We start from the raw sequence: 25,918 nt of genomic DNA on the forward strand, positions 1-25,918 counted from the left end.
TTATTTCTTAATATTAGTGAAAGGCATACCAAACGCTTTAAGCAACTCGTAGCTCTCCTCATCTGTCTGAGCAGTAGTTACGAAGGTAATATCCATACCACTAATGGCTTTAATTTTATCGATGCTGATCTCAGGAAAAATGATCTGTTCCTTAACACCTAGTGTGTAGTTACCACGACCATCGAATCCTTTATCATTTACGCCTCTGAAGTCACGTACTCTTGGAAGAGCGATTGTCAAAAGACGGTCCATGAATTCGTACATACGCTGACCTCTTAGTGTCACGCGGGCGCCAATTGGCATGCCTTCACGAAGCTTGAAGTTCGAAACCGATTTCTTAGCGATAGTAGCAACAGCCTTCTGACCAGAAATGGTTGTAAGCTCTTCTACCCCGATGTCAACCAGTTTTTTATCAGCTACAGCAGCGCCGATACCTTTGTTAATGGAGATCTTAGTGATCTTAGGCACCTGCATAACGTTCTTATACTGGAACTTTTCTAGCAGAGCAGGTACAACCTCCTTCTGATATTTTTCTTTAAATCTTGCAGTTGCCATATTAGATTACTTCTCCTGATTTTTTAGAATAACGCTCTGTTTTACCTTCGCTGTTTTTTCTTCTGCCTGCCTTAGTAGTTTCACCTGACTTAGAGTCTACCAAAGCTACATTGCTGGCGTGAATAGGAGCTTCCATTTTAGAGATTCCACCCTGAGGGTTCTTGGCGCTAGGCTTAGCATGCTTTGTCACCATGTTGATACCCTCTACAGTTACTCTTTGCTTCTCTATGTTAACAGCTGTAATGCGGCCTGTTTTTCCGCGGTCGTCACCGGCAATTACTTTAACTGTATCGCCAGTTTTTACATGAAGTTTTTTCTTATTCATCTTGATGTCTGAATTAATGATTAAAGAACTTCAGGTGCCAACGAAACAATTTTCATGAATTGCTTTTCACGAAGCTCACGCGCTACCGGTCCGAAAATACGTGTACCACGTGGCTCGTTGTTAGCGTTCAGAAGAACAGCGGCATTGTCGTCGAAACGGATATAAGAACCGTCTTTTCTTCTGATCTCTTTCTTAGTTCTTACAATAACTGCTTTTGAAACAGTTCCCTTTTTAACGTTTCCAGAAGAAAGGGCTGATTTTACAGTTACTACTATTCTATCACCGATAGAAGCGTATTTCTTTCCTGTACCACCTAGAACACGGATACAAAGAACTTCTTTAGCTCCACTGTTGTCGGCTACGTTCAATCTTGATTCCTGCTGTATCATCTTATTTCGCCCTTTCTATAATTTCTACTAAACGCCAGTTCTTGGTCTTGCTAAGAGGACGCGTCTCCTGAATGCGAACCGTATCACCGATGTTGCATTCGTTTTTCTCGTCATGAGCCATGAATTTGGTGGACTTGCTAACGAACTTACCGTAGATCGGGTGCTTCATTCTGCTTTCCACTAACACAGTGATAGACTTGTCCATCTTGTTGCTAACAACCTTACCACTTCTTTCTTTTCTAAGATTTCTCTCTTCCATGATTTCTATTAAGTATTAAGAGTTAGCTTCAATTTCACGGCGACGAATCTCAGTATTCAGACGAGCGATAGATTTCTTCGTCTCACGGATTTTCATCGGATTTTCCAACGGAGAGATAGCATGTGCGAAACGTAGGTTCTGCATGGTTGTGTGCTCCGTATTAAGCTTCTCTTTCAGCTCTTCTAAAGACAAAGCTTTAATCTCTGAATTTTTCATATACTATTTCTCAACGTAATCTCTACGTACTACAAACTTTGTTTTAACAGGTAGCTTCTGTGCAGCAAGTCTCAATGACTCCTGAGCTACTTCCAGAGGTACACCGTCAGATTCGAACATGATGGTACCTGGCTTAACAACAGCTACCCAATACTCAGGCGAACCTTTACCCTTACCCATACGAACCTCTGCAGGCTTCTTCGTAATAGGTTTGTCAGGGAAAATACGGATCCAAACCTGACCCTCACGTTTCATTGCTCTTGTCATGGCGATACGAGCGGCTTCAATCTGGCGGCTGGTAATCCAAGATGCTTCAAGAGATTTGATGGCAAAGGAACCAAATGAAATAGTACTGCCTCTATGAGCCAGACCTTTCACGCGGCCTTTTTGCATTTTTCTATATTTAGTCCTTTTAGGCTGTAACATTTTCTAAAACTTAATAATGTTATCAATCAATTATTGACGACGCTTACGCGGCTTCGCTGCTCCATCCGTTTTCTTACGGTCGCCACGCTCGCCACCACGGCTTCTTCTGTCACCACTTCCGCTCTGTGCACCTGGTCCTCCTTTGGTCTCAAGGCCAGCATTTGGAGTAAGATCTTTCTTACCATAAACTTCGCCTTTGAAGATCCAAACTTTGATACCAAGCTTACCATATACCGTCTGGGCTTCAGACAATGCATAGTCAATATCAGCACGAAGCGTGTGCAGAGGAGTTCTTCCCTCTTTGTAGTGCTCCGTACGGGCCATTTCAGCACCGCCTAGACGACCTGAAACCTGCACCTTGATACCTTCAGCACCAACACGCAGCGCAGAAGCAATTGCCTGCTTCATGGCGCGACGGAAAGAGATACGTGCCTGCAGCTGCTGAGCGATTGATTCGCCTACCAGTTTAGCATCAAGCTCCGGACGCTTAATTTCAAAAATGTTAATCTGAACATCCTTGTTAGTAAGTTTCTTAAGCTCTTCCTTGATCTTATCTACTTCCTGTCCACCTTTACCAATCACAACGCCTGGGCGGGCTGTGTTAACAGTAATAGTGATGCGCTTAAGGGTTCTTTCAATAATGATTTTAGAAATGCCACCTTTAGGGATACGCGCTAAAATATATTTTCTGATTTTCTCGTCTTCAACCAGCTTCTCAGCGAAATCTTTGCCACCATACCAGTTAGAATCCCAACCTTTGATAACTCCTAGGCGAAAACCGATCGGATTTACTTTCTGTCCCATATTCTTACTTATTGGCTTTTTTAGATTTCTTAGATTGCTGTTGCTCGAATTGCTCTTCAGTCATGCTGTCTATCACGAGTGTCACGTGGTTAGATCTCTTTCTGATGCGGTATCCACGTCCTTGTGGAGCCGGACGAAGACGCTTCAGCATTTTGCCTTCATCTACAAAAATCTCTTTGATGAAAAGATTGGCATCTTCGATGCGTGAATCTTCATTCTTCTGTTGCCAGTTTGCTAAGGCAGATAAAAGAAGTTTCTCGATTCTGGCAGCACCTGAGTTTGCTTCGAATTTTAATAAGCCAAGGGCTTTGTTTACGCTCTTACCGCGTACCAAACCTGCTACTAATCGCATTTTGCGAGGAGAAGTAGGCACGTTCTTAAGTCTTGCTACTGCTTCCATTATCGCTTTCCTTTATCTTTTTTAGCTACGTGACCTCTAAAGTTTCTGGTTGGAGCAAACTCACCGAGTTTATGTCCTACCATGTTCTCAGTCACATACACTGGTATGAATTTGTTACCGTTATGAACTGCAAATGTATGTCCAACGAAATCTGGAGAAATCATGGATCTGCGTGACCAAGTCTTGATAACAGTCTTCTTACCAGACTCGTTCATCACGTCTACTTTCTTCTCGAGCCTATAGTCAATATAAGGCCCTTTTTTTAGTGATCTAGCCATTTACTATTTCTTTCCTCTATTAACTATAAGTTTCTCAGAATGCTTCTTTTTGCTACGGGTCTTCAGACCTTTCGACAGTAAGCCTTTGCGTGAACGTGGGTGACCACCTGAAGACTTACCTTCACCACCACCCATTGGGTGATCGACTGGGTTCATCGCAACACCACGTACTCTTGGACGTCTGCCTAACCATCTGTTACGGCCAGCCTTACCAAGCTTAACGTTCATGTGGTCTGAGTTAGAAACTGTACCTACAGTAGCATAACATTTAACCAGCACCATGCGAAGCTCACCGGATGGAAGCTTGATAGTCGCATAGCGGCCTTCTCTTGCTACCAACTGCGCGTAAGAGCCTGCGCTTCTTGCGAGGGTTGCGCCGTTGCCTGGCTGTAGTTCAATGTTGTGTACAATAGTACCTAGAGGAATATCAGATAATGGAAGGCAGTTGCCTACCTCTGGTGCTACACCAGGGCCAGACACGATTACTGTTCCTACCTCTATACCTGACGGTGCGATGATGTAGCTCTTCTCACCATCAGCGTAGTATAGCAGAGCAATACGAGCAGTTCTGTTCGGATCGTACTCAATAGTCTTCACAGTAGCCGGCACGCCGTGCTTCGTACGCTTGAAGTCTATTACTCTGTACTTCTGCTTATGACCACCGCCCAAATAGCGCAAGGTCATTCTGCCTGAGTTATTGCGTCCACCAGATTTTTTACTCGGTGCCAACAAAGATTTCTCTGGAGTAGCTGTCGTGATCTCATCGAACGCCGGCGCTACGCGGAATCTTTGACCTGGTGTTGTTGGTCTTAACTTCTTTAAAGCCATTGTTATTTAATTAAATGCTGCTGTAAAAGTCTATCACTTCGCCCTCTTTCAAGGTAACGATTGCTTTTTTCTTGGAAGACGTACGGCCAGTTACAGCACCAGATTTGGTGTATTTGCTTTTAACTTTGCCCTGCGTTTTCATGGTAGCTACTTTCTCAACGGTAACTCCATAAAGTTTCTCAACTGCCTTTTTGATTTCTACTTTGTTGGCTTTGATGTTCACCTCGAAAGCATACTTTCCAACTTCGGTCATAGCAGCGAACTTTTCCGTCAGAAGCGGTTTCTTCAGTATCATAATATTATGCGCTTAAGAGGTTTTCAATAATGTTAACTGAATCTTCAACCAGCAGTACACGGTCTGTATTCAGCAGATCGTATGTATTTAAATCGCCAGCTGTTGAAATCTTCACTTTGTTCAGGTTGCGGCCAGAAAGAACAACATTCTTATCAACTGCAGGTAGCACGATCAAAGTTTTGCCCTCTACCTTTAGGTTGCTCAGTATATTCTTGAATTCTTTGGTCTTTGGAGCTTCAAATGTGAAAGATTCTAAAAGAGACACTTTATTGTCTTTCGCCAATAATGAAAGCGCTGAAACACGTGCCACTTCTTTCAGTTTTTTGTTCAGTTTAAAGCTATAGTTTCTTGGTCTAGGACCAAACACTCTACCGCCACCAACAAAAAGAGGAGCTTTCAAGCTACCTGCACGAGCACCACCAGTACCTTTTTGCTTTTTGATCTTTTTTGTAGATCCAGCAACTTCGTTTCTTTCTTTGGACTTGTGCGTTCCCTGTCTCTGATTTGCCAGGTACTGCTTCACGTCAAGATACATCGCATGCTCATTTGGTGTAGTACCAAACACAGCATCAGAAAGTGTTACCTTTCTACCTGTATCCTCACCTTTAATATTCAATACAGAAAGCTCCATTTTATTTCTCAATTAACACGTAAGAATTTTTGGCACCTGGAACAGAGCCACTAACTACTAACAGATTTTTGTCTGCGATAACACGCACTACCGTCAGGTTTTGAATTTTCACACGATTACCGCCCATACGGCCAGCCATGCGCATTCCTTTAAATACTCTTGATGGCCAAGAGCATGCACCAATTGAACCAGGGTGTCTTGCTCTGTTGTGCTGACCGTGCGTCTGACCACCAACACCGGCAAAGTTATGGCGCTTTACTACACCTTGGAAACCCTTACCTTTTGATGTGCCAACCACGTCAATAAACTCTCCTTCTTCGAACAGATTCACATCAACTGTATCTCCCAGATTCAGTGACACTCCTTCTGTATCGAATTCAGCAACTTTTTTCTTAGCTGACGTATTAGCTTTCTTGTAATGACCAGCCTCTGCTTTCGTTACTCTCTTAAGCTTTTTGTCGCCGTAGCCAAGCTGCACAGCTGCGTAGCCATCAGTCTCAACCGTCTTCACCTGAGTAACTACACATGGGCCTGCTTGAATAAGCGTAACTGGTGTGTATTTACCATCTGCTGTGAAGAGGCTTGTCATTCCGATTTTTTTACCGATAATTCCAGGCATTCAACTTGTTTTTTAAAAGATGGATATAATAATTTCACCCCTCAGCTTTTGCTAAGGGAGTGCAAAGTTAATGAATTTTAAAATTCTTTAACAACATTTGTCTAAAATATTATTAATCAGCACATAAAAAAAGAGAACCCGAAGGTTCTCTTTTCCTTATTATGTGTGATCTTATCAAACTTTGATCTCAACATCTACACCACTTGGAAGCTCAAGCTTCATTAGGGCGTCAACTGTTTTAGAGCTAGTAGAGTAGATATCAACCAGTCGTTTGTACGTGCAAAGCTGGAACTGCTCTCTTGACTTCTTGTTAACGTGTGGTGAACGAAGTACAGTGAATTTATCCTTCTCTGTTGGAAGAGGAATAGGACCGCTTACGATTGCACCAGTAGCTTTTACAGCCTTTACAATCTTCTCTGAAGACTTGTCTACCAGGTTGTGGTCGTAAGACTTGAGTTTAATTCTAATTTTCTGATTCATTATCTTTTACTACTATTTAGCTGCAGTTCCTTTTAATTTAGCAATGATGCCATCGGCCAGGTTTTGTGGTACTTGCTCGTAGTGAGAGAAAGTAAGAGAAGCCGTAGCTCTACCTGAAGTGATAGTACGAAGGTCTGTTACATAACCGAACAGTTCTGAAAGCGGTACGTTTGCTTTCACTACCGATGAGGTTCCTTTTGTATCCATACCTTTCATGATACCTCTTCTTCTGTTCAAGTCACCAGTCACAGGACCTGTGTATTCGTCAGGGGTTACAACGTCCACAGCCATGATAGGCTCAAGTAGCTTAGGAGCACACTGCTTACCTGCCTCTTTGAAGCCCTGACGTGCAGCAAGTTCAAAAGAAAGTGAGTCAGAGTCAACGTCGTGGAATGAACCGTGGAACAGACGAACTTTCATAGAGTCGATTGGGAAGCCTGCCAGAATACCATTCTTCATTGACTCCTCGAAACCTTTCTGTATCGCCGGGATGAATTCTCTTGGAATAACACCGCCTACAATCGCGTTTTCGAACTCTAGTCCTTGCTTGCCATCCTCACGTGGTCCCATAGTGAACACGATATCGGCAAACTTACCACGACCACCAGACTGCTTCTTGAACACTTCTCTGTGCTCTACTGACTTGGTGATGGTTTCTTTATAAGCTACCTGAGGCGCACCCTGATTCAGTTCTACCTTGAACTCGCGCTTCATACGGTCGATGATGATCTCCAGGTGAAGTTCACCCATACCTCTAAGGATGGTCTGACCTGTTTCCTCATCAGTATTAACCTGAAGCGTTGGGTCCTCTTCAACAAGCTTGGCGATCGCCATACCCATTTTATCGGAGTCTGCCTGCGTTTTAGGCTCGATAGCGTAGCCGATAACTGGCTCTGGGAAGTCCATTGACTCAAGCACGATTTTAGCACCTTGCTCGCAAAGCGTATCACCTGTCTTGATGTCTTTGAAACCAACTACCGCGGCGATATCCCCAGCTTCCAGCCTTTCGATCTGGTTCTGCTTATTAGCATGCATCTGGAAGATACGCGAAATACGCTCTTTGTTATTTGAACGGGTGTTATATATATAAGACCCTGCTTCAAGAACGCCTGAATAAGCACGCACAAAGCATAGACGACCTACGTAAGGGTCGGTAGCGATTTTGAAGGCCAAGCCTGCAAACGGTTCAGTTGCTGATGGCTTTCTTGCTACTTCTTCGCCTGTATCGGGGTTAGTGCCGATAATGCTTTCCTTATCCATTGGTGATGGAAGCAACGCCATCACGTAGTCAAGCATTGTCTGTACACCTTTATTCTTGAAAGATGAGCCACACAGCATTGGCACGATAGCCATGTCAATTGTAGCAGCGCGAAGGGCAGCAAGAATTTCGGCTTCAGTTATTGAGTTTGGATCCTCGAAGTATTTCTCCATCAAAGACTCATCGTACTCTGCTACCGCTTCCAAAAGCTTCTCTCTATACTCTTCAGCTTCTTCCATCATATCATCTGGAATTGGCACTTCAGTAAAGGTCATGCCTTTATCTTCTGTGTTCCAAACAATGGCTTTGAAGTTCACTAGGTCTACTACACCTTTGAAGTCATCTTCCGCACCGATTGGCAACTGCAGCGCTACGGCATTGCTACCAAGCATTTCTTTCACCTGCTTACATACAGCAAGGAAATCTGCACCAGAGCGATCCATCTTGTTTACGAAACCAAGGCGAGCTACTTTATAGTTGTCAGCAAGTCTCCAGTTTGTCTCAGACTGAGGCTCCACGCCGTCTACAGCACTAAAAAGGAATACCAGACCATCTAGTACACGAAGCGAGCGGTTTACTTCTACAGTAAAGTCCACGTGGCCAGGTGTATCGATGATGTTAATATGGTAGTCATTACCTCTGTATGGCCAGTTCACTGTTACAGCTGCAGACGTAATTGTGATACCACGCTCCTGCTCCTGCTCCATCCAGTCAGTTGTAGCTGACCCTTCGTGCGTCTCACCTAATTTGTGAGATTTACCAGTATAGTAAAGTATACGCTCTGTTGTAGTGGTTTTACCAGCATCGATGTGAGCGGCAATACCAATATTGCGTGTGTATTTTAAGTCTCTTGCCATTAATTAAAATCTAAAGTGTGAGAATGCTTTGTTTGCCTCGGCCATTCTGTGCGTGTCGTCTTTCTTCTTCACGGCAGCACCTTCACCTTTTGCAGCTGCGATAATTTCGCCAGCCAATTTGTCTTTCATTGTCTTCTCACCTCTTCTACGAGCGTAAGAAATCATCCACTTGATACCAAGAGATACTCTGCGGTCTGGACGAACCTCAGTCGGCACTTGGAAAGTAGCACCACCTACACGGCGGCTCTTTACCTCTACGCTTGGCATCACATTGTTCAATGCTTTCTTCCAAGTCTCAAGGCCATTCTCCTTCGTTCTTTGCTCTACTAATTCTACAGCATCATAGAAGATACCATAAGCAATACTTTTCTTACCATCTTCCATCAGATAGTTTACGAAACGTGTTACCAAGGTCTCTTTGAACTTTGGATCTGGAAGGAGAACTCTACTTTTAGGCTTTGCTTTTCTCATTATATTATAACTCTAACAATTATTTTTTCTTACCACCCTTACCTGCAGCAGCTGCTGGCTGGCCTGGCTTAGGTCTTTTAGCACCGTACTTAGAACGTGACTGAAGACGACCGCTTACACCGGCAGTATCCAGAGCTCCACGTACGATGTGATAACGAACACCTGGAAGGTCCTTTACTCTACCACCTCTGATCAGCACAATAGAGTGCTCCTGAAGGTTGTGGCCCTCACCAGGGATATAAGCGTTCACTTCCTTACCGTTTGTAAGTCTTACCCTGGCTACCTTACGCATAGCTGAGTTTGGCTTCTTAGGAGTGGTTGTGTACACTCTTGTGCATACGCCACGACGTTGTGGGCATGAGTCTAAGGCAGGAGACTTAGAATTATAAGTCAGTTTCTCTCTACCTTTTCTTACTAATTGCTGTATAGTAGGCATTTATAATTTGTTAATTATAAGATATTTTTCACTCTAAATTTTGGTCTGCAAAGGTATGAAAATCGCCTTGCAATTTCAAAATTTTAATCCACTAATTATTAGCACCTTAGGCTTCGCCCACTGTTCCTCCAAAGTTCATCGGGAAGGAAGGTGCATCTTTTGCCGGCTTAATTTCTCCAAAGCTGCTTTCAAACTTTTGAATGTTATCGGCCAGAGCCGCCAATAATCTTTTGGCGTGCTCCGGCGTGATAACGATTCTGGATTTAACTTTCGCTTTGGGCAATCCTGGCATCAGTCGTATAAAATCAATCACAAACTCTCCACTCGAATGGGCAATCATAGCCAGATTGGCGTATTCCCCTTCCGCTATCTCTTCCGAAAGCTCGATGTTGATTTGATTCTGATTTTTTAGTTCCTCTGCCATACCTGCTTATCTGTTATTCTGAAGTTCCTGCTGCTTGGCGCGGCTCCCTACTCCAGATTTTTTTGATTCTACTAATGAATCGTATTCTTCCTGGCTTCCAACAATCAAGTTCTGGTATTCGCGCAGACCTGTACCGGCCGGAATCAGGTGACCAACGATCACGTTTTCCTTTAGACCTAACAGTTCGTCCGCTTTACCTTTAATTGCTGCTTCGCTAAGTACCTTCGTAGTTTCCTGGAACGATGCGGCCGATATAAAGCTCTGTGTACCCAAAGAAGCCTGTGTTATACCTTGCAACGTTGGACGCGAAACGGCTGGCGATGCATCACGTACGGTAACCAGTTTCAAGTCTCTTCGCTTCAAGCTGGAGTTTTCGTCACGCAATCTTCTTGCCGTCACAATCTGGCCTGGCTTCATGCTCGAAGAGTCTCCTGCATCTTCTACCACTTTCATGTCAATGATGCGGTCGTTCTCTTCCATGAAGTTGATCTTGTCCACAACCTGATGCTCCAGGAAGCTCGTATCGCCTGCGTCTATGATCACCACCTTCTGCATCATCTGGCGTACAACTACCTCAATGTGCTTGTCGTTGATCTTCACACCCTGCAGACGGTATACCTCCTGGATCTCATTCACCAGGTACTCCTGCACGGCGCCAGGACCCTGAATATTCAGGATGTCGCTTGGCGTAATGGCGCCATCTGACAGCGGCATACCTGCACGAACGAAGTCGTTGTCCTGTACCAGGATGTGCTTGGAAAGCGGCACCATGTATTTTTTCTTCACGCCGTCTTTCGACTCGATGTAGATTTCACGGTTACCACGCTTCACGCTACCATAGGTTACCACACCGTCGATCTCAGACACTACGGCTGGGTTAGATGGGTTACGCGCCTCGAACAGTTCCGTCACACGTGGAAGACCACCTGTAATGTCCCTTGTCTTACCGATCGCACGTGGAATTTTCACCAGAATCTGACCGGCTTTGATTTTCTCGCCGTTCTCTACTGTTAAGTGAGCTCCCACCGGAATGTTGTAGCCTTTTGACTCGCCACTCTTCGGATTCACGATAATAGCAGGGTTCTGTGTCTTATCTTTTGTATCGATAATTACCTTTTCACGGTAGCCTGTCTGCTCATCTGATTCCTCACGGTAAGTTATACCTTCAATGATCGACTCGTAAGCAATCTCACCGTCGAACTCTGAAAGAATAACCGCGTTGTATGGATCCCATATACACAGCTGATCATTTTTCTCAACTTCCTGGCCTTCATTCACTGTAATGAATGACCCGTAAGGCACGTGATTACTTATAAGCATTTTCCCGGTTGCCGGATCAGCTATCTTAATTTCACCTGAACGCCCCATTACTACCTTCACTGGCTCACCTTCATTGTTGATCGTCTCGATTGTACGAACATCTTCGAACTCTACTCTACCAGCAAATTTGGCACGAATCATGGCATCCACCGCAATGTTTGAGGCAGTACCACCCACGTGGAATGTACGGAGTGTCAGCTGAGTACCAGGCTCACCGATGGACTGTGCTGCGATTACACCTACAGCCTCGCCCTTCTGCACCATAAAGCCTGTTGCCAGGTTACGGCCATAGCACTTGGCACAAATACCACGCTTCGACTCACAAGTCAGCACCGAACGGATCTCAACAGTCTCAATCGCTGTGTTCTCAATGGCACGCGCAACTTCTTCTGTCACTTCCGAACCAGACTCTACGATCAGTTCATTGGTGATTGGATCGTATACATCGTGTACCGTAACACGTCCCAGAATACGCTCAGAAAGCGACTCCACAATGTCTTCGTTGTCCTTCAGTGCACTCACTTCCAGACCTCTCAGCGTACCACAGTCTTCCTCGTTCACGATTACGTCCTGCGATACGTCTACCAGACGACGAGTTAGGTAACCGGCATCCGCAGTTTTGAGTGCTGTATCGGCCAGACCTTTACGGGCACCGTGCGTCGAGATGAAGTACTCGATTACATCCAGACCTTCCTTAAAGTTCGAAAGGATCGGGTTCTCGATGATCTCACCTACTGAGCCTTGCAATGATTTCTGAGGCTTCGCCATCAGACCACGCATACCACCCAACTGACGGATCTGCTCTCTCGAACCACGAGCACCAGAGTGCATCATCATGAAGATCGAGTTAAAGCCTTGGTCATCATTCTCCAGTCGGCGCATCAACGTTTCAGTAATCTGGTTGTTGATACGGGTCCAGATATCAATAACCTGGTTATAACGCTCGTTGTCTGTGATCAGACCCATCGAGTAGTTCTGCCATACAGCATCTACATCTTTCTTGGCCTGGGCTACCAGGATGTCTTTTTCAGCTGGAATCTGGATATCACCCAGACCCATTGACAGACCGCCTTTATAGGCAGACTGGAATCCAAGTGTTTTAATATCGTCCAGGAAGTGAGCGGTACGAGCCATACCCGTCTCTTTGAACACTCTGGAGATGATCTGCTGAAGTTTCTTTTTCGTCAACAGTTCATCAATGTATCCAACTTCTTCCGGAACAAACTGGTTGAAGATAACGCGACCGGCAACCGTCTCTATAAGTTTAGTAACCAGTTCGCCTTTTTCGTCCCTTATCTTCGCTCTTACTTTAATATATGCCTGCTTAGACAGACGCCCTTCGTTGATGGCAATGATCACTTCCTCCGCAGAGTAGAAGCTCATGCCTTCACCAGGTATATTTTCCTTCTCTGTGCTACGCTTTCCTTTTGATACATAGTATAGACCAAGTACCATGTCCTGAGAAGGTACCGCGATAGGCGCACCGTTAGCAGGGTTCAGGATGTTATGCGAAGCAAGCATCAGCATAGAGGCTTCCAGTACAGCAGCGGGTCCGAGTGGAACGTGCACTGCCATCTGGTCACCGTCAAAGTCGGCGTTGAATGCCGTACACACCAGTGGGTGCAGCTGGATTGCCTTACCTTCGATCAGTTTTGGCTGGAATGCCTGTATACCTAATCTGTGGAGTGTAGGAGCACGGTTGAGGAGTACCGGGTGGCCTTTCAGCACATTTTCCAGAATATCCCAAACAACGGGGTCCTTACGGTCTACTATCTTCTTAGCTGACTTTACAGTCTTTACTATTCCTCTTTCGATCAGCTTGCGAATGATGAACGGCTTGAAGAGCTCAGCTGCCATGTTCTTAGGCAGACCGCACTCGTGCAGCTTCAGTTCAGGACCAACCACAATTACCGAACGGCCAGAGTAGTCAACACGCTTACCAAGCAAGTTCTGACGGAAACGTCCCTGCTTACCTTTCAGCATGTCAGAAAGCGACTTCAGCGCACGGTTACCTTCTGCACGAACAGCGTTCACTTTACGTGAGTTGTCAAACAGGGAGTCAACCGCTTCCTGGAGCATACGCTTCTCGTTACGAAGGATTACTTCAGGAGCCTTGATCTCGATTAGACGCTTTAGACGGTTGTTACGGATGATAACACGACGGTATAGGTCGTTCAAATCCGATGTAGCGAAACGGCCACCATCCAACGGAACAAGTGGACGAAGCTCTGGCGGAATAACAGGCACCATGCGGATGATCATCCACTCTGGTCTGTTTTCAATTCTGGTAGTTGCATCACGGAATGCTTCCACTACACGTAGACGCTTCAACGCTTCAGCCTTACGCTGCTGCGATGTCTCGTGTGCGGCTGCGTGACGAAGCTCGTAGGATAGATCATCCAGATTCGTGCGCTCCAACAGCATCTGCAGTGACTCTGCACCCATTTTCGCGATGAACTTGTTTGGATCGTTGTTATCCAACATCTGGTTCTCGCGTGGGAGCTTGTCGATCATATCCAGATATTCGTCTTCTGTCAGGAAGTCCAATGTGTTTACACCGTCTTCTGCCAAAATACCTGGCTGGATAACTACGTATCTTTCATAATAGATAATCTGGTCAAGCTTCTTAGTTGGTAAGCCCAGCAGATAACCTATCTTATTCGGAAGGGATTTGAAGTACCAGATGTGCGCTACCGGAACTACAAGCTCAATGTGGCCCATACGCTCACGACGCACTTTCTTTTCAGTAACTTCCACACCGCAACGGTCGCAGATGATACCTTTATACCTGATTCTCTTATACTTTCCGCAGTGGCATTCCCAGTCCTTTACGGGTCCGAATATTCTTTCGCAGAACAGACCACCCATTTCAGGCTTATAGGTTCTATAGTTGATTGTCTCAGGCTTTGTAACCTCGCCATTTGATCTCTCGAGAATCGACTCTGGAGAAGCCAGGCTTATCGTTACTTTGGAGAAGTCCTGAGTTAGCTTTTTGTTTTTTGCAAATGCCATATTATTACAATAATGTCGATACAATGAATGTGCCTTACAGCAATTGTGTATAAAGTGCGCTAAGCGCCCTGACTCTTGCCAGGGCGCTCAGCTTATACTTTACTACTCTAAGGTGATCTCGAGAGCCAGACCTCTTAACTCGTGAATCAGTACGTTGAATGATTCCGGGATATTTGGTTTTGGCAACACGTCGCCTTTCACGATTGCCTCGTAGGCTTTCGCACGGCCGATCACGTCGTCAGATTTCACTGTAAGTATTTCCTGCAGTACGTTCGAAGCACCGAATGCCTCAAGCGCCCACACTTCCATCTCACCAAAACGCTGACCACCAAACTGGGCTTTACCACCCAATGGTTGCTGTGTAATCAGCGAGTATGGACCGATAGAACGGGCGTGCATCTTATCGTCAACCAAGTGACCCAGTTTCAGCATGTAAATCACACCTACGGTTACCGGCTGGTCGAAACGATCGCCTGACAGACCATCGTACAGGTATGTACGACCGAAGCTTGGCAGACCTGCTTCTTTCAGTTCGGCCTGTACCTGGTCTTCAGTGGCGCCGTCGAAGATCGGAGTAGCATACGTTCTACCCAGTTTCTTACCAGCCCAACCCAGTACGGTTTCATAGATCTGACCGATGTTCATCCTTGAAGGTACACCCAGCGGGTTCAGCACGATATCCATTGGTTCACCTGTCTCCAGGAATGGCATATCCTCTTCACGCACGATACGGGCTACTACACCTTTGTTACCGTGACGACCGGCCATCTTATCACCCACTTTCAGCTTGCGCTTCTTCGCGATGTATACCTTGGCTAGCTGCACGATACCTGCTGGCAACTCATCTCCTACCTCCAGTGTGAAACGCTCACGCTTGAAGTGTGCAGAAGTGATGTTGCGGCGCTTGTTGTAATTCTTCACAAGCTCTAACAGCATGCTGTTGGTCTTTTCGTCGGCAGTCCAGTTTTCCAGAATCAGATCCTTGAACATGTTCACTTCCTCAGGAACCGCATAGTTACTTTCGTCCTTATATGGGTTCTTCTCAGGGAACAGGGCCTCAATGATGTTCTTTCTGGTGAACTTCACACCTTTTGTCAGGATTTCGTCGCCGAACTTGTGCTTGATGCCCTGAGACGTTTTGCCTTCCAGCAAACCCACCAGTTTATCAACCATTACGTTCTTGATAACATTCAGATCCTTCGAGTATTTTACTTTCAGCTCTTCAACCTCTTTCTTAGACTTAGCCCGCAGGTTTTTGTCTTTCTTAGGTCTGGAGAAAAGTTTGGTCTCGATTACTACACCGTTCAGTGATGGCGGTGCCTTAAGCGAGGCATCCTTCACATCACCGGCTTTGTCACCGAAGATCGCACGCAGCAGTTTTTCTTCCGGAGTCGGGTCAGTCTCACCTTTTGGTGTGATCTTGCCAATCAGGATATCGCCTTCTCGAACCTCAGCACCGATACGGATGATACCGTTCTCGTCCAGGTTCTTCACGGCTTCCTCGCTCACGTTAGGGATTTCAGAAGTAAGTTCTTCTTCGCCACGCTTCGTCTCACGAACTTCCAGCTCAAATTCCTCGATGTGGATCGAAGTAAAGATATCATCTCTTACTACTTTTTCAGAGATCACAATAGCATCCTCGAAGTTGTAACCTTGCCATGGCATGAACGCCACCTGCATGTTACGACCGATTGCCAGTTCGCCATTGTTAGTGGCATAACCTTCGCAAAGCGGCTGGCCTTTCGTTACGCGCTGACCAGTATAAACAATCGGCGTCAGGTTAATGCAGGTATCCTGGTTCGTTCTTCTGAACTTGATCAGGTTGTATGTGATATACTCCGCATCAAAAGCAACCAATTTCTCATCTTCCGTCAGATCATATTTTACAACAATCTTATTTGCATCTACGAAGTCAATCACACCGTCGCCTTCAGCAATAACAAGCGCCCTTGAGTCAATAGCGGCTCTTCTTTCAAGACCGGTACCTACAATTGGGGCTTCCGCCTTCAAAAGTGGAACGGCCTGGCGTTGCATGTTTGAACCCATCAGGGCACGGTTGGCGTCATCGTGCTCCAGGAAAGGAATTAACGATGCCGCTACCGATACGATCTGGTTCGGAGCAACGTCCATGTAGGTATAGGTATTAGGTTCTTCCACAGGGAAGTCACCCTCAAATCTACCCTTCACTCTATCATTAATAAAGTTACCCTTGTCATCGATGATAGCGTTAGCCTGTGCGATGTGGTGGGTATCCTCTTCTTCCGCAGTCAGATACTCAACGGTGCCGTCCATCTCTACTATACCTTCGTTTACCTTGCGGTAAGGTGTTTCGATGAAGCCCATGTGATTCACACGAGCATGCACGCACAGAGAAGATATCAGACCGATGTTCGGACCTTCCGGTGTTTCAATGGTACACAGACGGCCATAGTGGGTATAGTGAACGTCACGAACCTCGAAACCGGCACGCTCTCTTGACAGACCGCCTGGCCCCAGTGCAGACACACGACGCTTGTGCGTCACCTCTGCCAACGGGTTGGTCTGGTCCATGAACTGAGACAACTGGTTTGTTCCGAAGAACGAGTTGATCACAGAAGAAAGCGTACGCGCGTTGATCAAGTCAACCGGCTTGAAGTCTTCATTGTCACGCACGTTCATACGTTCCTTGATGGTTCTTGCCATACGAGCCAAACCAACACCAAATTGTGCGTAAAGCTGTTCGCCTACCGTTCTTACACGGCGGTTGCTCAAGTGGTCAATATCATCCACTACAGCTCTGGAGTTGATCAAACCGATCAGGTACTTAACGATCAGGACAATGTCCTCGTTTGTGAGAACCTTCGCATCCCAGTTAGTGTCGAGACCCAGTTTCTTGTTAATTCTGTAACGGCCAACTTCACCCAGGTCGTAACGCTTATCAGAGAAGAACAGCTTCTGGATAATATCACGTGCAGTTTCCTCATCTGGCGCTTCCGTGTTACGAAGCTGACGATAGATCTGCTCTACTGCTTCTTTCTCGGAGTTCGAGTTATCTTTCTGAAGTGTATTGTAGATAATCGCATAGTCTGCGATATTCACGTTCTCGCGGTGAAGAATGATAGATTTCGTACCGGAACTAACGATAACATCGATATCATCCTGCGAGATTTCAGAGTCACGCTCAAGCAGTACCTCGTTACGGTCAATTGAAACCACTTCACCAGTATCTTCATCCACAAAGTCTTCTGTCCATGTGCGGAGCACGCGTGCAGCCAGCTTTCTGCCGATGGCATTTTTCAGATTTGCCTTCGTTGCAGGCAATTCTTCTGAAAGACCAAACAGATCGAGGATGTCCTTGTCCGTACCGTAGCCGATTGCACGAAGCAATGTAGTTACAGGGAATTTCTTCTTACGGTCGATGTAAGCATACATTACGTTATTCACGTCTGTAGCAAACTCAACCCAAGAACCTTTAAAAGGGATAATTCTGGCAGAATAGAGCTTGGTGCCGTTTGTATGCTTGCTTTGCGCAAAGAATACACCCGGAGATCTATGCAATTGGGATACAATAACACGTTCAGCACCATTAATCACAAATGAGCCTTTCTCGGTCATGTATGGGATGTTACCCAAAAACACTTCCTGCTCAATTGTTTCAAAGTCCTCATTGTCCTCATCGTTACAAATCAGACGAAGCTTTGCCTTAAGTGGAACCGAATAAGTGAGCCCTCGGTCAATACACTCATCAACAGAGTATTTCGGAGGGTCTATATGATAGTCGATAAATTCGAGAACAAAGTTTTCCCGAGAATCAGAAATTGGGAAGTTCTCGGCAAACACCTTGAACAATCCTTCCTGTGCCCTATTTTCTGCCGGAGTTTCCAGCTGAAAGAAATCCTGAAACGACTGTAGCTGAACATCTAGGAAGTCAGGGTAGTCGATCACCGGATTGATCGAGGCAAAATTGATTCGCTCTGTCGTTTTATTCTTAGCCAAAGCCATGGAATTTTAACGTTTACAATATGATTCCAGCACATAACCTTGGAATTGGTTACGGGCAAAAAAAGGATTCAAATTTGAATCCATATACAAACAGGAAAAGACCTGACGAAACTGCCAGGTCTACCTGTTGTCGGTATGTTGGTAAGTGAGATTATTTAACCTCTACTTCAGCACCAGCTTCTTCCAAAGATTTCTTCAGTGATTCAGCTTCGTTCTTATCTACGCCTTCTTTCAAAGGCTTAGGAGCGCCGTCTACCAATTCTTTAGCTTCTTTCAGGCCAAGACCAGTCAATTCTTTTACAAGCTTAACTACTGCAAGCTTAGATGCACCAGCTGACTTAAGGATTACGTCAAAAGAAGTTTTTTCTTCTGCAGCAGCTCCTCCTTCAGCAGCACCACCACCAGCCATCATAACTGGAGCAGCAGCAGCTGGCTCGATACCATACTCATCCTTAAGAATTGTAGCTAGTTCATTAACCTCTTTCACAGTTAAGTTTACTAACTGCTCAGCGAATGCTTTCAAATCTGCCATTTTATTGAAATTAAAAGTTACTTATTGATTACGTTTTTAAATTATTCTTTTTCAGATAGGGTTTTCAGGATGCCGGCTAGTTTGCCGCCGCTGCTCTGAAGAGCAGAAACAACATTCTTAGCTGGAGACTGAAGCAAGCCAATGATATCACCGATAAGCTCGTTCTTAGACTTGATGCTGGCAAGTGTGTCAAGTTGGCTTTCACCAACGTAAATACCGCCATCAATGTAGGCACCCTTCAACAATGGAAGTGCATTGCCTTTCTTTCTGAAGTCTTTCAGCAGCTTACCAGGAGCATTTCCTGATTCAGCAGAAAACACGATGCCAGATGAACCTTTCAGTACTTCTTCCAGAGAAGTAGTGTCCGCTTCTAAGGTATCTAATGCTTTCTTAATGAAAGTGTTTTTGTAAACTTTGTACTCCAGGCCTCTTTCAAAGGCCATTCTCCTGAACTGGTTGATGCCGGCTACGCTCATGGTAGATGCATCTGTGATATAGAAATAGTTAGTGTTCGCTAACTTCTCGCTCAGGTCTTTAACAATTATCTCTTTTTCTTCCCTGGTCATGTTCTTAGATAGTTGCGTTCTTGTCAACGATTACGGCCGGGCTCATTGTGCTAGACAATGTTATGCTCTTAATGTAAGTACCCTTTGCTGAAGATGGCTTCAGGCGGTTCAGTGTAGCAATTACTTCAGCAGCGTTTGCAGCTAGTTGCTCTGGAGAGAAGGAAACTTTGCCAACACTTGTATGGATGATACCATACTTGTCAACTTTAAAGTCGATCTTACCAGCTTTTACTTCTTTTACTGCTTTAGCTACGTCTTGTGTAACTGTACCAGACTTAGGGTTTGGCATCAGGTTACGAGGACCCAGAATTCTACCTAAACGGCCAACTTTAGCCATTACAGCAGGCATCGTGATGATCACATCTACATCTGTCCAGCCTTTTTCAATCTTTTGGATATAATCATCCAGACCTACGAAGTCAGCTCCTGCATCTTTGGCTTCCTGCTCTTTGTCAGGTGTTACCAATGCCAGTACTTTTACGTCTTTACCGGTGCCATGTGGGAGGGTAACGATACCACGAACCATCTGGTCGGCTTTGCGAGGGTCAACGCCTAAGCGTACATCAATATCAACAGAGGCATCAAACTTGGTAAAAGTGATATCTTTTACTACTGAAGCCGCATCTGTTAAAGAATACTCTTTTGTCAGGTCAGCCTTTTCTAAAGCTGCTTTCCTGTTCTTTGAAATCTTCGCCATTATCCTTTAACTCTAATTATTCGTTCCACGGAGCGTTTCCAGACACTGTTATGCCCATGCTTCTCGCTGTACCAGCAACCATCTTCATGGCGGCCTCCAGTTTGAAAGCATTTAAGTCAGGCATTTTCAGCTCTGCAATCTCTCTCACCTGATCCCATGTAACTGAACCTACTTTGTTACGGTTAGGCTCTTTCGAACCTCCCTTAATTTTAGCAGCATCCATTAACAATACCGGAGCAGGGGGCGTCTTAATAACGAAGTCGAAGGACTTATCTGCGTATATTGTAATCAACACTGGTAACACTTGTCCTGGCTTATCCTGTGTTCTAGCATTAAACTGCTTACAGAACTCCATGATGTTAAGACCTTTAGAACCAAGTGCAGGTCCAATCGGTGGCGATGGGTTCGCGGCACCTCCCTTTACCTGAAGTTTCAGGTAACCTTTTATTTCCTTTGCCATTATTTGTATTTACTACGATTCTTTTTCTACCTGCATGTAATTCAACTCAACTGGTGTGTTACGGCCGAATATTTTCACCATAACATTGAGTTTCTTACGTTCTTCGAACACTTCCTCCACAGTACCTGAGAATCCACTGAAAGGACCGTCCATCACTTTCACCATTTCTCCAACTAAGAATGGAGTATCCAACACTTCTGCCTGCTCTTCTGCCTCGTCAACAGTACCCAGTATTCTGTTTACTTCTGTCTGGCGCAACGGAACAGGCTTTTTATTCTGGCCTCCCTCGTTTGATCCAAGGAAACCAATAACGCCTGGTGTGCTAATGATGATGTGCTCAGCTTCACCATGCGAAAGGTCAGCTTGTACAAGGACATAGCCTGGGAAAAAGTTTCTCTCTCGGATCTTTTTCTTCCCACCCCGCATCTCATACACCTTTTCGGCTGGTATGAGAACCTGGGGAACGTACTCGCCAAGATTTTGCCTTACGACTTCGTTTTCAAGGTACGCCTTTGCTTTTTTCTCTTGTCCGCTAACTGCGCGAACCACATACCATTTTAAATCAGCCATAGACCTAGATTAAAACTGGTTGTAAAACCAAGACAGCGTAGAGTCAAAAACAAAATCCATAGCTCCAACAACCAGAGCAAATATCAAAGACCCGATCAACACCAATACAGAACTATTCTGTAGTTCAGAATATGCAGGCCATGAAACTTTGTTTTTCATTTCCTCCACTGTCTCGTCTATGTAGCCTTTTACTTTGCTCATCGCCTTCGCTTTAATAAATTTAATATTGCACGGGTGGAGAGACTCGAACTCCCAGCCAATGGTTTTGGAGACCACTACTCTACCAATTGAGCTACACCCGTAAAAAAATGCACACCAATTTTAATTGGAGTGCAAATTTATTTAAAAGAATATTAAAAACAAACCCGTTCCCGAAAAAGATTCCAGAAACGGGCTTGTTTAATATTATTTAGGCAATGATTTCAGTTACCTGACCGGCACCTACTGTTCTACCACCCTCACGGATAGCGAAACGAAGGCCTTTCTCCATTGCCACAGCGTTGATCAAAGTAACATCAATAGTGATGTTATCACCTGGCATAACCATTTCTACACCTTCTGGCAGCATGATCTCTCCAGTAACGTCTGTCGTTCTGAAGTAGAACTGTGGACGGTACTTGTTAAAGAATGGCGTGTGACGGCCACCTTCTTCTTTAGAAAGAACGTAAACCTCGGCTTTGAATTTCGTGTGAGGCTTCACAGAACCTGGCTTACAGATAACCATACCACGACGGATATCAGTTTTCTCAATACCACGAAGAAGAAGACCTACGTTGTCACCAGCTTCACCTCTGTCAAGGATCTTACGGAACATCTCAACACCAGTAACTACTGACTTCAAGTTCTCAGCTCCCATACCAAGGATCTCAACCTGCTCACCAGAGTTGATAACACCACGCTCGATACGGCCTGTTGCTACAGTACCACGACCAGTGATTGAGAATACGTCCTCAACTGGCATCAAGAATGGAAGGTCAGTCAAACGAGCTGGGATTGGAATCCAGCTATCAACTGCAGCCATCAACTCTTCAATAGTAGCAACCCATTTCGCATCACCGTTCAAGCCACCAAGTGCTGAACCCTGGATTACTGGGATGTTATCACCGTCGAAGTCATAGAAAGAAAGAAGCTCACGGATTTCCATCTCAACAAGCTCAAGAAGCTCTGGATCGTCCACCATGTCCACTTTGTTCATGAATACTACCAGCTGAGGTACACCTACCTGACGAGCAAGAAGGATGTGCTCACGCGTCTGTGGCATTGGGCCATCAGTTGCAGCAACCACAAGGATAGCGCCGTCCATCTGTGCAGCACCTGTAACCATGTTCTTCACGTAGTCAGCGTGACCTGGGCAGTCAACGTGAGCATAGTGACGGTTTTCAGTTGCGTACTCTACGTGAGAAGTATTAATAGTAATACCTCTTTCTTTTTCTTCTGGAGCGTTATCAATAGAAGAGAAGTCGCGAAGTGTAGCAAGACCTTTATTAGCCAAAACTGTTGTAATGGCAGCAGTCAAAGTTGTTTTGCCGTGGTCAACGTGACCGATTGTACCGATGTTTACGTGCGGTTTGGAACGGTCAAATGTTTCTTTAGCCATTGTATGATAATTAAATTAAGGTTAAAACGTTTAAGTATGTTGCGTTAATTATACACGTAACGGACTTTGAGCCAACGATGGGAATTGAACCCACGACCCCTTCCTTACCAAGGAAGTACTCTACCCCTGAGCTACGTCGGCTTTTTCCATCACTTATCTTAAAAATGAGCTTATACTAAAAAGGAAATCCATCTTCATGAAATTCCTCACCAGACAACCCATATTTGATAAGCAGCACGCTGTTTGCTTATTGAGCGGGAGACGAGGGTCGAACTCGCGGCCTATAGCTTGGAAGGCTATCGCTCTACCAACTGAGCTACTCCCGCTTCTAATGCAGCAAACCATTAAAATGCGTGGTCTTAATTGTGGGGAGAGCAGGATTCGAACCTGCGAAAGTTTACACTAACGGAGTTACAGTCCGTTCCATTTGGCCGCTCTGGAATCTCCCCAAATATTTAACCTGGCTGACTTATTCAGCCTTTCCTTAGCTCGTCAAAACTGCTTTTCAGCCAGCTGCTTGTTCTAAGGAGATGCAAAATTAAGCGCTTTTTCTTTCCAGTCAAATATTCTCTGTAAAATAATTCACTTTTTTTTATCGGTGCATTACAATGAAACCTGATTATACAGTTCCAATAGCCTTTTATCCTGCTCGTTCGCTCTTATTTCCTTAAGCAATTCCACTATCTCGGGACGCTCTGAGTGCACCATAAGTGTCTGAAAGGCAGCCATGCGCACAAAATACATTGAATGATTCTGTGCCATTTCTGACAGCATGTTGATCGCTTCAGGTTTATAGGTTTCAGGGTTCACTGCCATGAACGCTCCATAGCTTTGCAGCAGATAGTACAGCCCCGACCCTTTGGCATTTTTCAACTGCTTCATGAACCATTCGTATTTTCCCGGACCTCCTTTCACGGCGTAGTAGGATGCCAGTGCCAGCACAATCTCCTCGTTTGTCTCTTTTTCAAAAGTCGCTAAGCGCTGGTTGATATCCGGTGCCTCCGTCATGGCATAACTCAGTATACCTGCCGCCGCTACTTTGTAGGAGCTGTCCCGCATCGCTGCCTTATATAGGTCAGTGTATTCATCTTCACCCCACTCTGACAGCAGCATGATAGCACCCGCTCTCACTTCTCCTTTCTTATCGCTTTCTGCCATTCGCTGCACGATCGGCTCCAAGGATTCGGTGTGCTTAGCCGGCAATCGACCTGCCACGTCCAAGGCTAGATTTCGAATTGCCCAGAAGTTGTCCTTCAAAGCGCCTTGCAGCAACGTCGCCATTTCCTGCTGGTTCAGCTCCTGCCCGAGCTCCTCTAACGCTCCCAATCGCGGAGCCAGGGCCTTTGCATTTTTGAATTGGAAAACCAGCTCTTCGGTTGTCTTTGCATGCTCCACTGTGCCGAGTAGCTGCTGCTCGCTGTCGAACAGTACGAGCTGGGGCTCAGTACTTGCTGGTAATGTGAAAACCTGATTGGCTTTCGTAATTTCGATACCATGCTCGGTTTTTTTCCCGTTTTCCCATATGGCTACTTTCAGAGGCAATCTGTATACCGGCTGGTAGAGGGTGTCCTGCTGCTGCCATACCTGTAGCTTAAGCGCACCATTCTGATAGGTATGGTTTACTTTCAGTTCCGGATGGCCGGCACGCATAAACCACTGGTCAAAGAACCACATCAGGTCTTCCCCGGTAGTATCTTCAAAGGCCATACGCAATTCGGCCACTTCTACATCCGAGAGTTTATTTTTCGTAAGGTAACGGTTAAGCGAGGCGAAGAAAGCTTCATCGCCAACGTATTTGCGCAGCATGTGCAGCACGCGTCCCCCTTTGGCGTAAGAGTGGCTGTCGAACATGTCTTCGCGGTCAGCGTAGCGGTAGCGGATCAGCGGCTCTCGTTTTGTTTCGGACTCATCGAGATACTGACCCAACTCCTCCAGGTGATGGAAGGCAGCCTCATCAGCACCATACTTGTGCTCCGTCCATAGGTATTCAGAGTAGTTGGCAAAGGCCTCGTTAAGCGGCAGGTTGGCCCATGACTCGGTGGTGACATAGTTGCCAAACCAATGGTGGAACAACTCATGCGCAATAATTCCATCCCAATTCTTGTCCAGCAGTTCCCGTTCGTTCAGCTGCAGGTCCTCCATAAAAGTAGAGGCTGTCGTGTTTTCCATGGCACCCGACACAAAGTCGCGAACGACCACCTGAGAATACTTCGACCAGGGGTAATTCACACCTAACTTCTTTGAAAAGAACTCCATCATTTCGGGAGTGTTGCCAAATATTTTTTTGGCAGTTTTCTCATAGGCTGGCTCCACATAATAATCAACTTCCAGGTCGCGCCATTTGTCTTTCACCACGGCATACTCCCCTATCGCCATCATGGCCAGGTATGGCGCATGTGGCTGCTCCATTTTCCAGTAATCGGTCTTGGTACCATTCGCGTTTTTGCGTGAGTAGATGAAGGTGCCGTTGGAGAGCGTGGTATATTTCTGATCTACCGTGATGTAAATCTCCTGTGTCATGCGCTCGTTGGGCGAGTCAATGGTTGGGAACCAGGCGGAATTGGCTTCTGTCTCACCCTGTGTCCAGATCTGGCGTGGCTTGTTTGCTTCCTCTCCTTTGGGATTGATGAAGTACAGACCTTTGTCCTGGGTGATGGCATCGCTGCCGCCAACTGCCAGTTCGTTCGGTTTGGCTGTATAATCTATCTCCAGGGTATACTTGTCGTACCGGGTATAGGCCTTGCCCAGGTCTATCGTCAGCTTCTTGCCATCATATGTATACTGGAGTTCTTTCGCCTCAGCATCATCCTGCATCAAATTCACGCTGTGAATATCGAAGCCTTTGGCGTCGAGCACGAGCTGGCGCTGCGGATAGAAATAAGGCTTGAGGGTAAGCTCCGCAAGGCCGTGCAGGTACTGCTTGTCCCAGTCAAAGCTGACACGCAGCTTGGTGTGCAGCAGGTCGTGTACCCTGGCCTTGGATGGGTTGAAGGCATGGTTTTTGGGCGCCCATACAGGAGGCTCGGCCACCTCCAAGGCCGGTTTGCCTGCTACTGGCTCAACCACAGCAGTCGCCTTGGTTTGTTTATTCACACTGCAACCGCCTGTAAAAGCCATAGCGGCGGCAAGGCCAACTATGCTCAGAAACCTATGATTCATGATGGAATGTTTTAATTTTGAGCTCAATTTCTAAAAATACTCTGATAAATCAATTATCTTTAAGCTTCCAAAA

28 protein-coding genes and 4 tRNA genes are annotated in these 25,918 nt (G+C 45.6%); all 32 read right to left on the bottom strand.

What is annotated here, in order from left to right; all coding sequences use genetic code 11:
• Positions 1 to 555: a 50S ribosomal protein L5 gene (gene rplE, locus L1278_RS02420; RefSeq protein ID WP_116541561.1), complete on the bottom strand. Its 555-nt coding sequence runs from the start codon at positions 553 to 555 to the stop codon at positions 1 to 3.
• 1 nt (position 556) lies between these two features.
• Positions 557 to 880, bottom strand: a complete 324-nt coding sequence (gene rplX, locus L1278_RS02425) for a 50S ribosomal protein L24 (RefSeq protein ID WP_220626036.1) — start codon at positions 878 to 880, stop codon at positions 557 to 559.
• 20 nt (positions 881 to 900) lie between these two features.
• Positions 901 to 1,269: a 50S ribosomal protein L14 gene (rplN, locus tag L1278_RS02430; RefSeq protein ID WP_076420876.1), complete on the bottom strand. Its 369-nt coding sequence runs from the start codon at positions 1,267 to 1,269 to the stop codon at positions 901 to 903.
• 1 nt (position 1,270) lies between these two features.
• Positions 1,271 to 1,528 (bottom strand): 30S ribosomal protein S17, encoded by a 258-nt coding sequence (rpsQ, locus tag L1278_RS02435; RefSeq protein ID WP_220626035.1) that lies wholly within the window; start codon positions 1,526 to 1,528, stop codon positions 1,271 to 1,273.
• A gap of 15 nt (positions 1,529 to 1,543) precedes the next feature.
• Positions 1,544 to 1,744, bottom strand: coding sequence for a 50S ribosomal protein L29 (gene rpmC, locus L1278_RS02440; protein ID WP_188501550.1), 201 nt, complete (start codon positions 1,742 to 1,744; stop codon positions 1,544 to 1,546).
• 3 nt (positions 1,745 to 1,747) lie between these two features.
• Positions 1,748 to 2,170: a 50S ribosomal protein L16 gene (gene rplP / locus L1278_RS02445; protein ID WP_116541563.1), complete on the bottom strand. Its 423-nt coding sequence runs from the start codon at positions 2,168 to 2,170 to the stop codon at positions 1,748 to 1,750.
• A gap of 30 nt (positions 2,171 to 2,200) precedes the next feature.
• The gene (gene rpsC / locus L1278_RS02450; RefSeq protein WP_076669267.1) at positions 2,201 to 2,974 is read right to left on the bottom strand and encodes a 30S ribosomal protein S3; all 774 of its coding nucleotides are present in this window, start codon (positions 2,972 to 2,974) and stop codon (positions 2,201 to 2,203) included.
• Between the two features lie 4 nt (positions 2,975 to 2,978).
• Positions 2,979 to 3,374 carry a 50S ribosomal protein L22 gene (rplV, locus tag L1278_RS02455; protein ID WP_188501549.1) on the bottom strand — a complete coding sequence of 132 codons (396 nt, stop codon included), beginning with the start codon at positions 3,372 to 3,374 and terminating at the stop codon, positions 2,979 to 2,981.
• Complete coding sequence (rpsS, locus tag L1278_RS02460; RefSeq protein WP_188501548.1) at positions 3,374 to 3,652, bottom strand: 30S ribosomal protein S19; 279 nt, start codon at positions 3,650 to 3,652, stop codon at positions 3,374 to 3,376. The genes rplV and rpsS overlap by 1 nt, the downstream gene beginning before the upstream one ends.
• Before the next feature lie 3 nt (positions 3,653 to 3,655).
• Positions 3,656 to 4,480, bottom strand: coding sequence for a 50S ribosomal protein L2 (gene rplB, locus L1278_RS02465; protein ID WP_253400894.1), 825 nt, complete (start codon positions 4,478 to 4,480; stop codon positions 3,656 to 3,658).
• Between the two features lie 10 nt (positions 4,481 to 4,490).
• Positions 4,491 to 4,778, bottom strand: coding sequence for a 50S ribosomal protein L23 (rplW, locus tag L1278_RS02470; RefSeq protein WP_253401941.1), 288 nt, complete (start codon positions 4,776 to 4,778; stop codon positions 4,491 to 4,493).
• A 1-nt stretch (position 4,779) separates the two neighbouring features.
• Positions 4,780 to 5,406 (bottom strand): 50S ribosomal protein L4, encoded by a 627-nt coding sequence (gene rplD / locus L1278_RS02475; RefSeq protein WP_253400895.1) that lies wholly within the window; start codon positions 5,404 to 5,406, stop codon positions 4,780 to 4,782.
• A 1-nt stretch (position 5,407) separates the two neighbouring features.
• Positions 5,408 to 6,025 (bottom strand): 50S ribosomal protein L3, encoded by a 618-nt coding sequence (gene rplC, locus L1278_RS02480; RefSeq protein WP_116541568.1) that lies wholly within the window; start codon positions 6,023 to 6,025, stop codon positions 5,408 to 5,410.
• A gap of 174 nt (positions 6,026 to 6,199) precedes the next feature.
• Entirely contained in the window at positions 6,200 to 6,505 is a 306-nt protein-coding gene (gene rpsJ, locus L1278_RS02485) for a 30S ribosomal protein S10 (RefSeq protein WP_007654312.1), read from the bottom strand.
• 12 nt (positions 6,506 to 6,517) lie between these two features.
• A complete protein-coding gene (fusA, locus tag L1278_RS02490) occupies positions 6,518 to 8,620 on the bottom strand; it encodes an elongation factor G (protein ID WP_253400896.1) in 2,103 nt (700 codons plus the stop codon).
• A 3-nt stretch (positions 8,621 to 8,623) separates the two neighbouring features.
• Positions 8,624 to 9,091, bottom strand: a complete 468-nt coding sequence (gene rpsG / locus L1278_RS02495) for a 30S ribosomal protein S7 (protein ID WP_076669252.1) — start codon at positions 9,089 to 9,091, stop codon at positions 8,624 to 8,626.
• 19 nt (positions 9,092 to 9,110) lie between these two features.
• Positions 9,111 to 9,527, bottom strand: a complete 417-nt coding sequence (gene rpsL / locus L1278_RS02500; RefSeq protein WP_250427896.1) for a 30S ribosomal protein S12 — start codon at positions 9,525 to 9,527, stop codon at positions 9,111 to 9,113.
• A 106-nt stretch (positions 9,528 to 9,633) separates the two neighbouring features.
• Complete coding sequence (locus L1278_RS02505; protein ID WP_188501544.1) at positions 9,634 to 9,951, bottom strand: DUF3467 domain-containing protein; 318 nt, start codon at positions 9,949 to 9,951, stop codon at positions 9,634 to 9,636.
• 6 nt (positions 9,952 to 9,957) lie between these two features.
• Positions 9,958 to 14,283, bottom strand: coding sequence for a DNA-directed RNA polymerase subunit beta' (gene rpoC, locus L1278_RS02510; protein WP_253400897.1), 4,326 nt, complete (start codon positions 14,281 to 14,283; stop codon positions 9,958 to 9,960).
• Positions 14,284 to 14,385: 102 nt separating this feature from the next.
• Positions 14,386 to 18,264: a DNA-directed RNA polymerase subunit beta gene (gene rpoB / locus L1278_RS02515; protein ID WP_371927305.1), complete on the bottom strand. Its 3,879-nt coding sequence runs from the start codon at positions 18,262 to 18,264 to the stop codon at positions 14,386 to 14,388.
• Between the two features lie 151 nt (positions 18,265 to 18,415).
• Positions 18,416 to 18,796, bottom strand: coding sequence for a 50S ribosomal protein L7/L12 (rplL, locus tag L1278_RS02520; protein WP_007654319.1), 381 nt, complete (start codon positions 18,794 to 18,796; stop codon positions 18,416 to 18,418).
• A gap of 41 nt (positions 18,797 to 18,837) precedes the next feature.
• Entirely contained in the window at positions 18,838 to 19,362 is a 525-nt protein-coding gene (gene rplJ / locus L1278_RS02525; RefSeq protein WP_253400899.1) for a 50S ribosomal protein L10, read from the bottom strand.
• A 4-nt stretch (positions 19,363 to 19,366) separates the two neighbouring features.
• Complete coding sequence (rplA, locus tag L1278_RS02530) at positions 19,367 to 20,059, bottom strand: 50S ribosomal protein L1 (protein WP_007654321.1); 693 nt, start codon at positions 20,057 to 20,059, stop codon at positions 19,367 to 19,369.
• Between the two features lie 16 nt (positions 20,060 to 20,075).
• Positions 20,076 to 20,519, bottom strand: a complete 444-nt coding sequence (rplK, locus tag L1278_RS02535; RefSeq protein WP_007654322.1) for a 50S ribosomal protein L11 — start codon at positions 20,517 to 20,519, stop codon at positions 20,076 to 20,078.
• 12 nt (positions 20,520 to 20,531) lie between these two features.
• On the bottom strand, positions 20,532 to 21,089 hold the full coding sequence (gene nusG, locus L1278_RS02540) for a transcription termination/antitermination protein NusG (RefSeq protein ID WP_253400900.1): 558 nt from the start codon (positions 21,087 to 21,089) through the stop codon (positions 20,532 to 20,534).
• Between the two features lie 9 nt (positions 21,090 to 21,098).
• On the bottom strand, positions 21,099 to 21,290 hold the full coding sequence (gene secE, locus L1278_RS02545) for a preprotein translocase subunit SecE (protein ID WP_188501539.1): 192 nt from the start codon (positions 21,288 to 21,290) through the stop codon (positions 21,099 to 21,101).
• Positions 21,291 to 21,318: 28 nt separating this feature from the next.
• Positions 21,319 to 21,391 (bottom strand) — tRNA-Trp (locus tag L1278_RS02550).
• A 107-nt stretch (positions 21,392 to 21,498) separates the two neighbouring features.
• Entirely contained in the window at positions 21,499 to 22,686 is a 1,188-nt protein-coding gene (gene tuf / locus L1278_RS02555; protein ID WP_253400901.1) for an elongation factor Tu, read from the bottom strand.
• Positions 22,687 to 22,755: 69 nt separating this feature from the next.
• Positions 22,756 to 22,827, bottom strand: a tRNA-Thr gene (locus L1278_RS02560).
• Positions 22,828 to 22,939: 112 nt separating this feature from the next.
• Positions 22,940 to 23,012: transfer RNA gene (locus tag L1278_RS02565), tRNA-Gly, on the bottom strand.
• 40 nt (positions 23,013 to 23,052) lie between these two features.
• Positions 23,053 to 23,135: transfer RNA gene (locus L1278_RS02570), tRNA-Tyr, on the bottom strand.
• Positions 23,136 to 23,289: 154 nt separating this feature from the next.
• On the bottom strand, positions 23,290 to 25,845 hold the full coding sequence (locus tag L1278_RS02575) for a M1 family aminopeptidase (protein ID WP_253400902.1): 2,556 nt from the start codon (positions 25,843 to 25,845) through the stop codon (positions 23,290 to 23,292).
• Between the last annotated feature and the right edge of the window lie 73 nt (positions 25,846 to 25,918).

Origin of the sequence: Pontibacter sp. HSC-36F09 (assembly GCF_024171605.1) — a bacterium.
Taxonomy (GTDB): Bacteria; Bacteroidota; Bacteroidia; order Cytophagales; family Hymenobacteraceae; genus Pontibacter.

What these genes read in the sequence shown, in the direction of transcription:
- rplK (WP_007654322.1), bottom strand. Translation starts at nt 20,519, where the DNA reads ATGGCAAAGGAAATAAAAGGTTACCTGAAACTTCAGGTAAAGGGAGGT.
- rplJ (WP_253400899.1), bottom strand. Translation starts at nt 19,362, where the DNA reads ATGACCAGGGAAGAAAAAGAGATAATTGTTAAAGACCTGAGCGAGAAG.
- rpoB (WP_371927305.1), bottom strand. Translation starts at nt 18,264, where the DNA reads ATGGCTTTGGCTAAGAATAAAACGACAGAGCGAATCAATTTTGCCTCG.
- rpmC (WP_188501550.1), bottom strand. Translation starts at nt 1,744, where the DNA reads ATGAAAAATTCAGAGATTAAAGCTTTGTCTTTAGAAGAGCTGAAAGAG.
- rplP (WP_116541563.1), bottom strand. Translation starts at nt 2,170, where the DNA reads ATGTTACAGCCTAAAAGGACTAAATATAGAAAAATGCAAAAAGGCCGC.
- rplL (WP_007654319.1), bottom strand. Translation starts at nt 18,796, where the DNA reads ATGGCAGATTTGAAAGCATTCGCTGAGCAGTTAGTAAACTTAACTGTG.
- rplN (WP_076420876.1), bottom strand. Translation starts at nt 1,269, where the DNA reads ATGATACAGCAGGAATCAAGATTGAACGTAGCCGACAACAGTGGAGCT.
- nusG (WP_253400900.1), bottom strand. Translation starts at nt 21,089, where the DNA reads ATGGCTGATTTAAAATGGTATGTGGTTCGCGCAGTTAGCGGACAAGAG.
- rpsL (WP_250427896.1), bottom strand. Translation starts at nt 9,527, where the DNA reads ATGCCTACTATACAGCAATTAGTAAGAAAAGGTAGAGAGAAACTGACT.
- rplE (WP_116541561.1), bottom strand. Translation starts at nt 555, where the DNA reads ATGGCAACTGCAAGATTTAAAGAAAAATATCAGAAGGAGGTTGTACCT.
- fusA (WP_253400896.1), bottom strand. Translation starts at nt 8,620, where the DNA reads ATGGCAAGAGACTTAAAATACACACGCAATATTGGTATTGCCGCTCAC.
- rpsQ (WP_220626035.1), bottom strand. Translation starts at nt 1,528, where the DNA reads ATGGAAGAGAGAAATCTTAGAAAAGAAAGAAGTGGTAAGGTTGTTAGC.
- secE (WP_188501539.1), bottom strand. Translation starts at nt 21,290, where the DNA reads ATGAGCAAAGTAAAAGGCTACATAGACGAGACAGTGGAGGAAATGAAA.
- rplA (WP_007654321.1), bottom strand. Translation starts at nt 20,059, where the DNA reads ATGGCGAAGATTTCAAAGAACAGGAAAGCAGCTTTAGAAAAGGCTGAC.
- rplV (WP_188501549.1), bottom strand. Translation starts at nt 3,374, where the DNA reads ATGGAAGCAGTAGCAAGACTTAAGAACGTGCCTACTTCTCCTCGCAAA.
- rplC (WP_116541568.1), bottom strand. Translation starts at nt 6,025, where the DNA reads ATGCCTGGAATTATCGGTAAAAAAATCGGAATGACAAGCCTCTTCACA.
- tuf (WP_253400901.1), bottom strand. Translation starts at nt 22,686, where the DNA reads ATGGCTAAAGAAACATTTGACCGTTCCAAACCGCACGTAAACATCGGT.
- rplD (WP_253400895.1), bottom strand. Translation starts at nt 5,406, where the DNA reads ATGGAGCTTTCTGTATTGAATATTAAAGGTGAGGATACAGGTAGAAAG.
- rplB (WP_253400894.1), bottom strand. Translation starts at nt 4,480, where the DNA reads ATGGCTTTAAAGAAGTTAAGACCAACAACACCAGGTCAAAGATTCCGC.
- rplX (WP_220626036.1), bottom strand. Translation starts at nt 880, where the DNA reads ATGAATAAGAAAAAACTTCATGTAAAAACTGGCGATACAGTTAAAGTA.
- L1278_RS02505 (WP_188501544.1), bottom strand. Translation starts at nt 9,951, where the DNA reads ATGGCAGAGGAACTAAAAAATCAGAATCAAATCAACATCGAGCTTTCG.
- rpsC (WP_076669267.1), bottom strand. Translation starts at nt 2,974, where the DNA reads ATGGGACAGAAAGTAAATCCGATCGGTTTTCGCCTAGGAGTTATCAAA.
- rpsG (WP_076669252.1), bottom strand. Translation starts at nt 9,091, where the DNA reads ATGAGAAAAGCAAAGCCTAAAAGTAGAGTTCTCCTTCCAGATCCAAAG.
- rpsJ (WP_007654312.1), bottom strand. Translation starts at nt 6,505, where the DNA reads ATGAATCAGAAAATTAGAATTAAACTCAAGTCTTACGACCACAACCTG.
- rpsS (WP_188501548.1), bottom strand. Translation starts at nt 3,652, where the DNA reads ATGGCTAGATCACTAAAAAAAGGGCCTTATATTGACTATAGGCTCGAG.
- L1278_RS02575 (WP_253400902.1), bottom strand. Translation starts at nt 25,845, where the DNA reads ATGAATCATAGGTTTCTGAGCATAGTTGGCCTTGCCGCCGCTATGGCT.
- rpoC (WP_253400897.1), bottom strand. Translation starts at nt 14,283, where the DNA reads ATGGCATTTGCAAAAAACAAAAAGCTAACTCAGGACTTCTCCAAAGTA.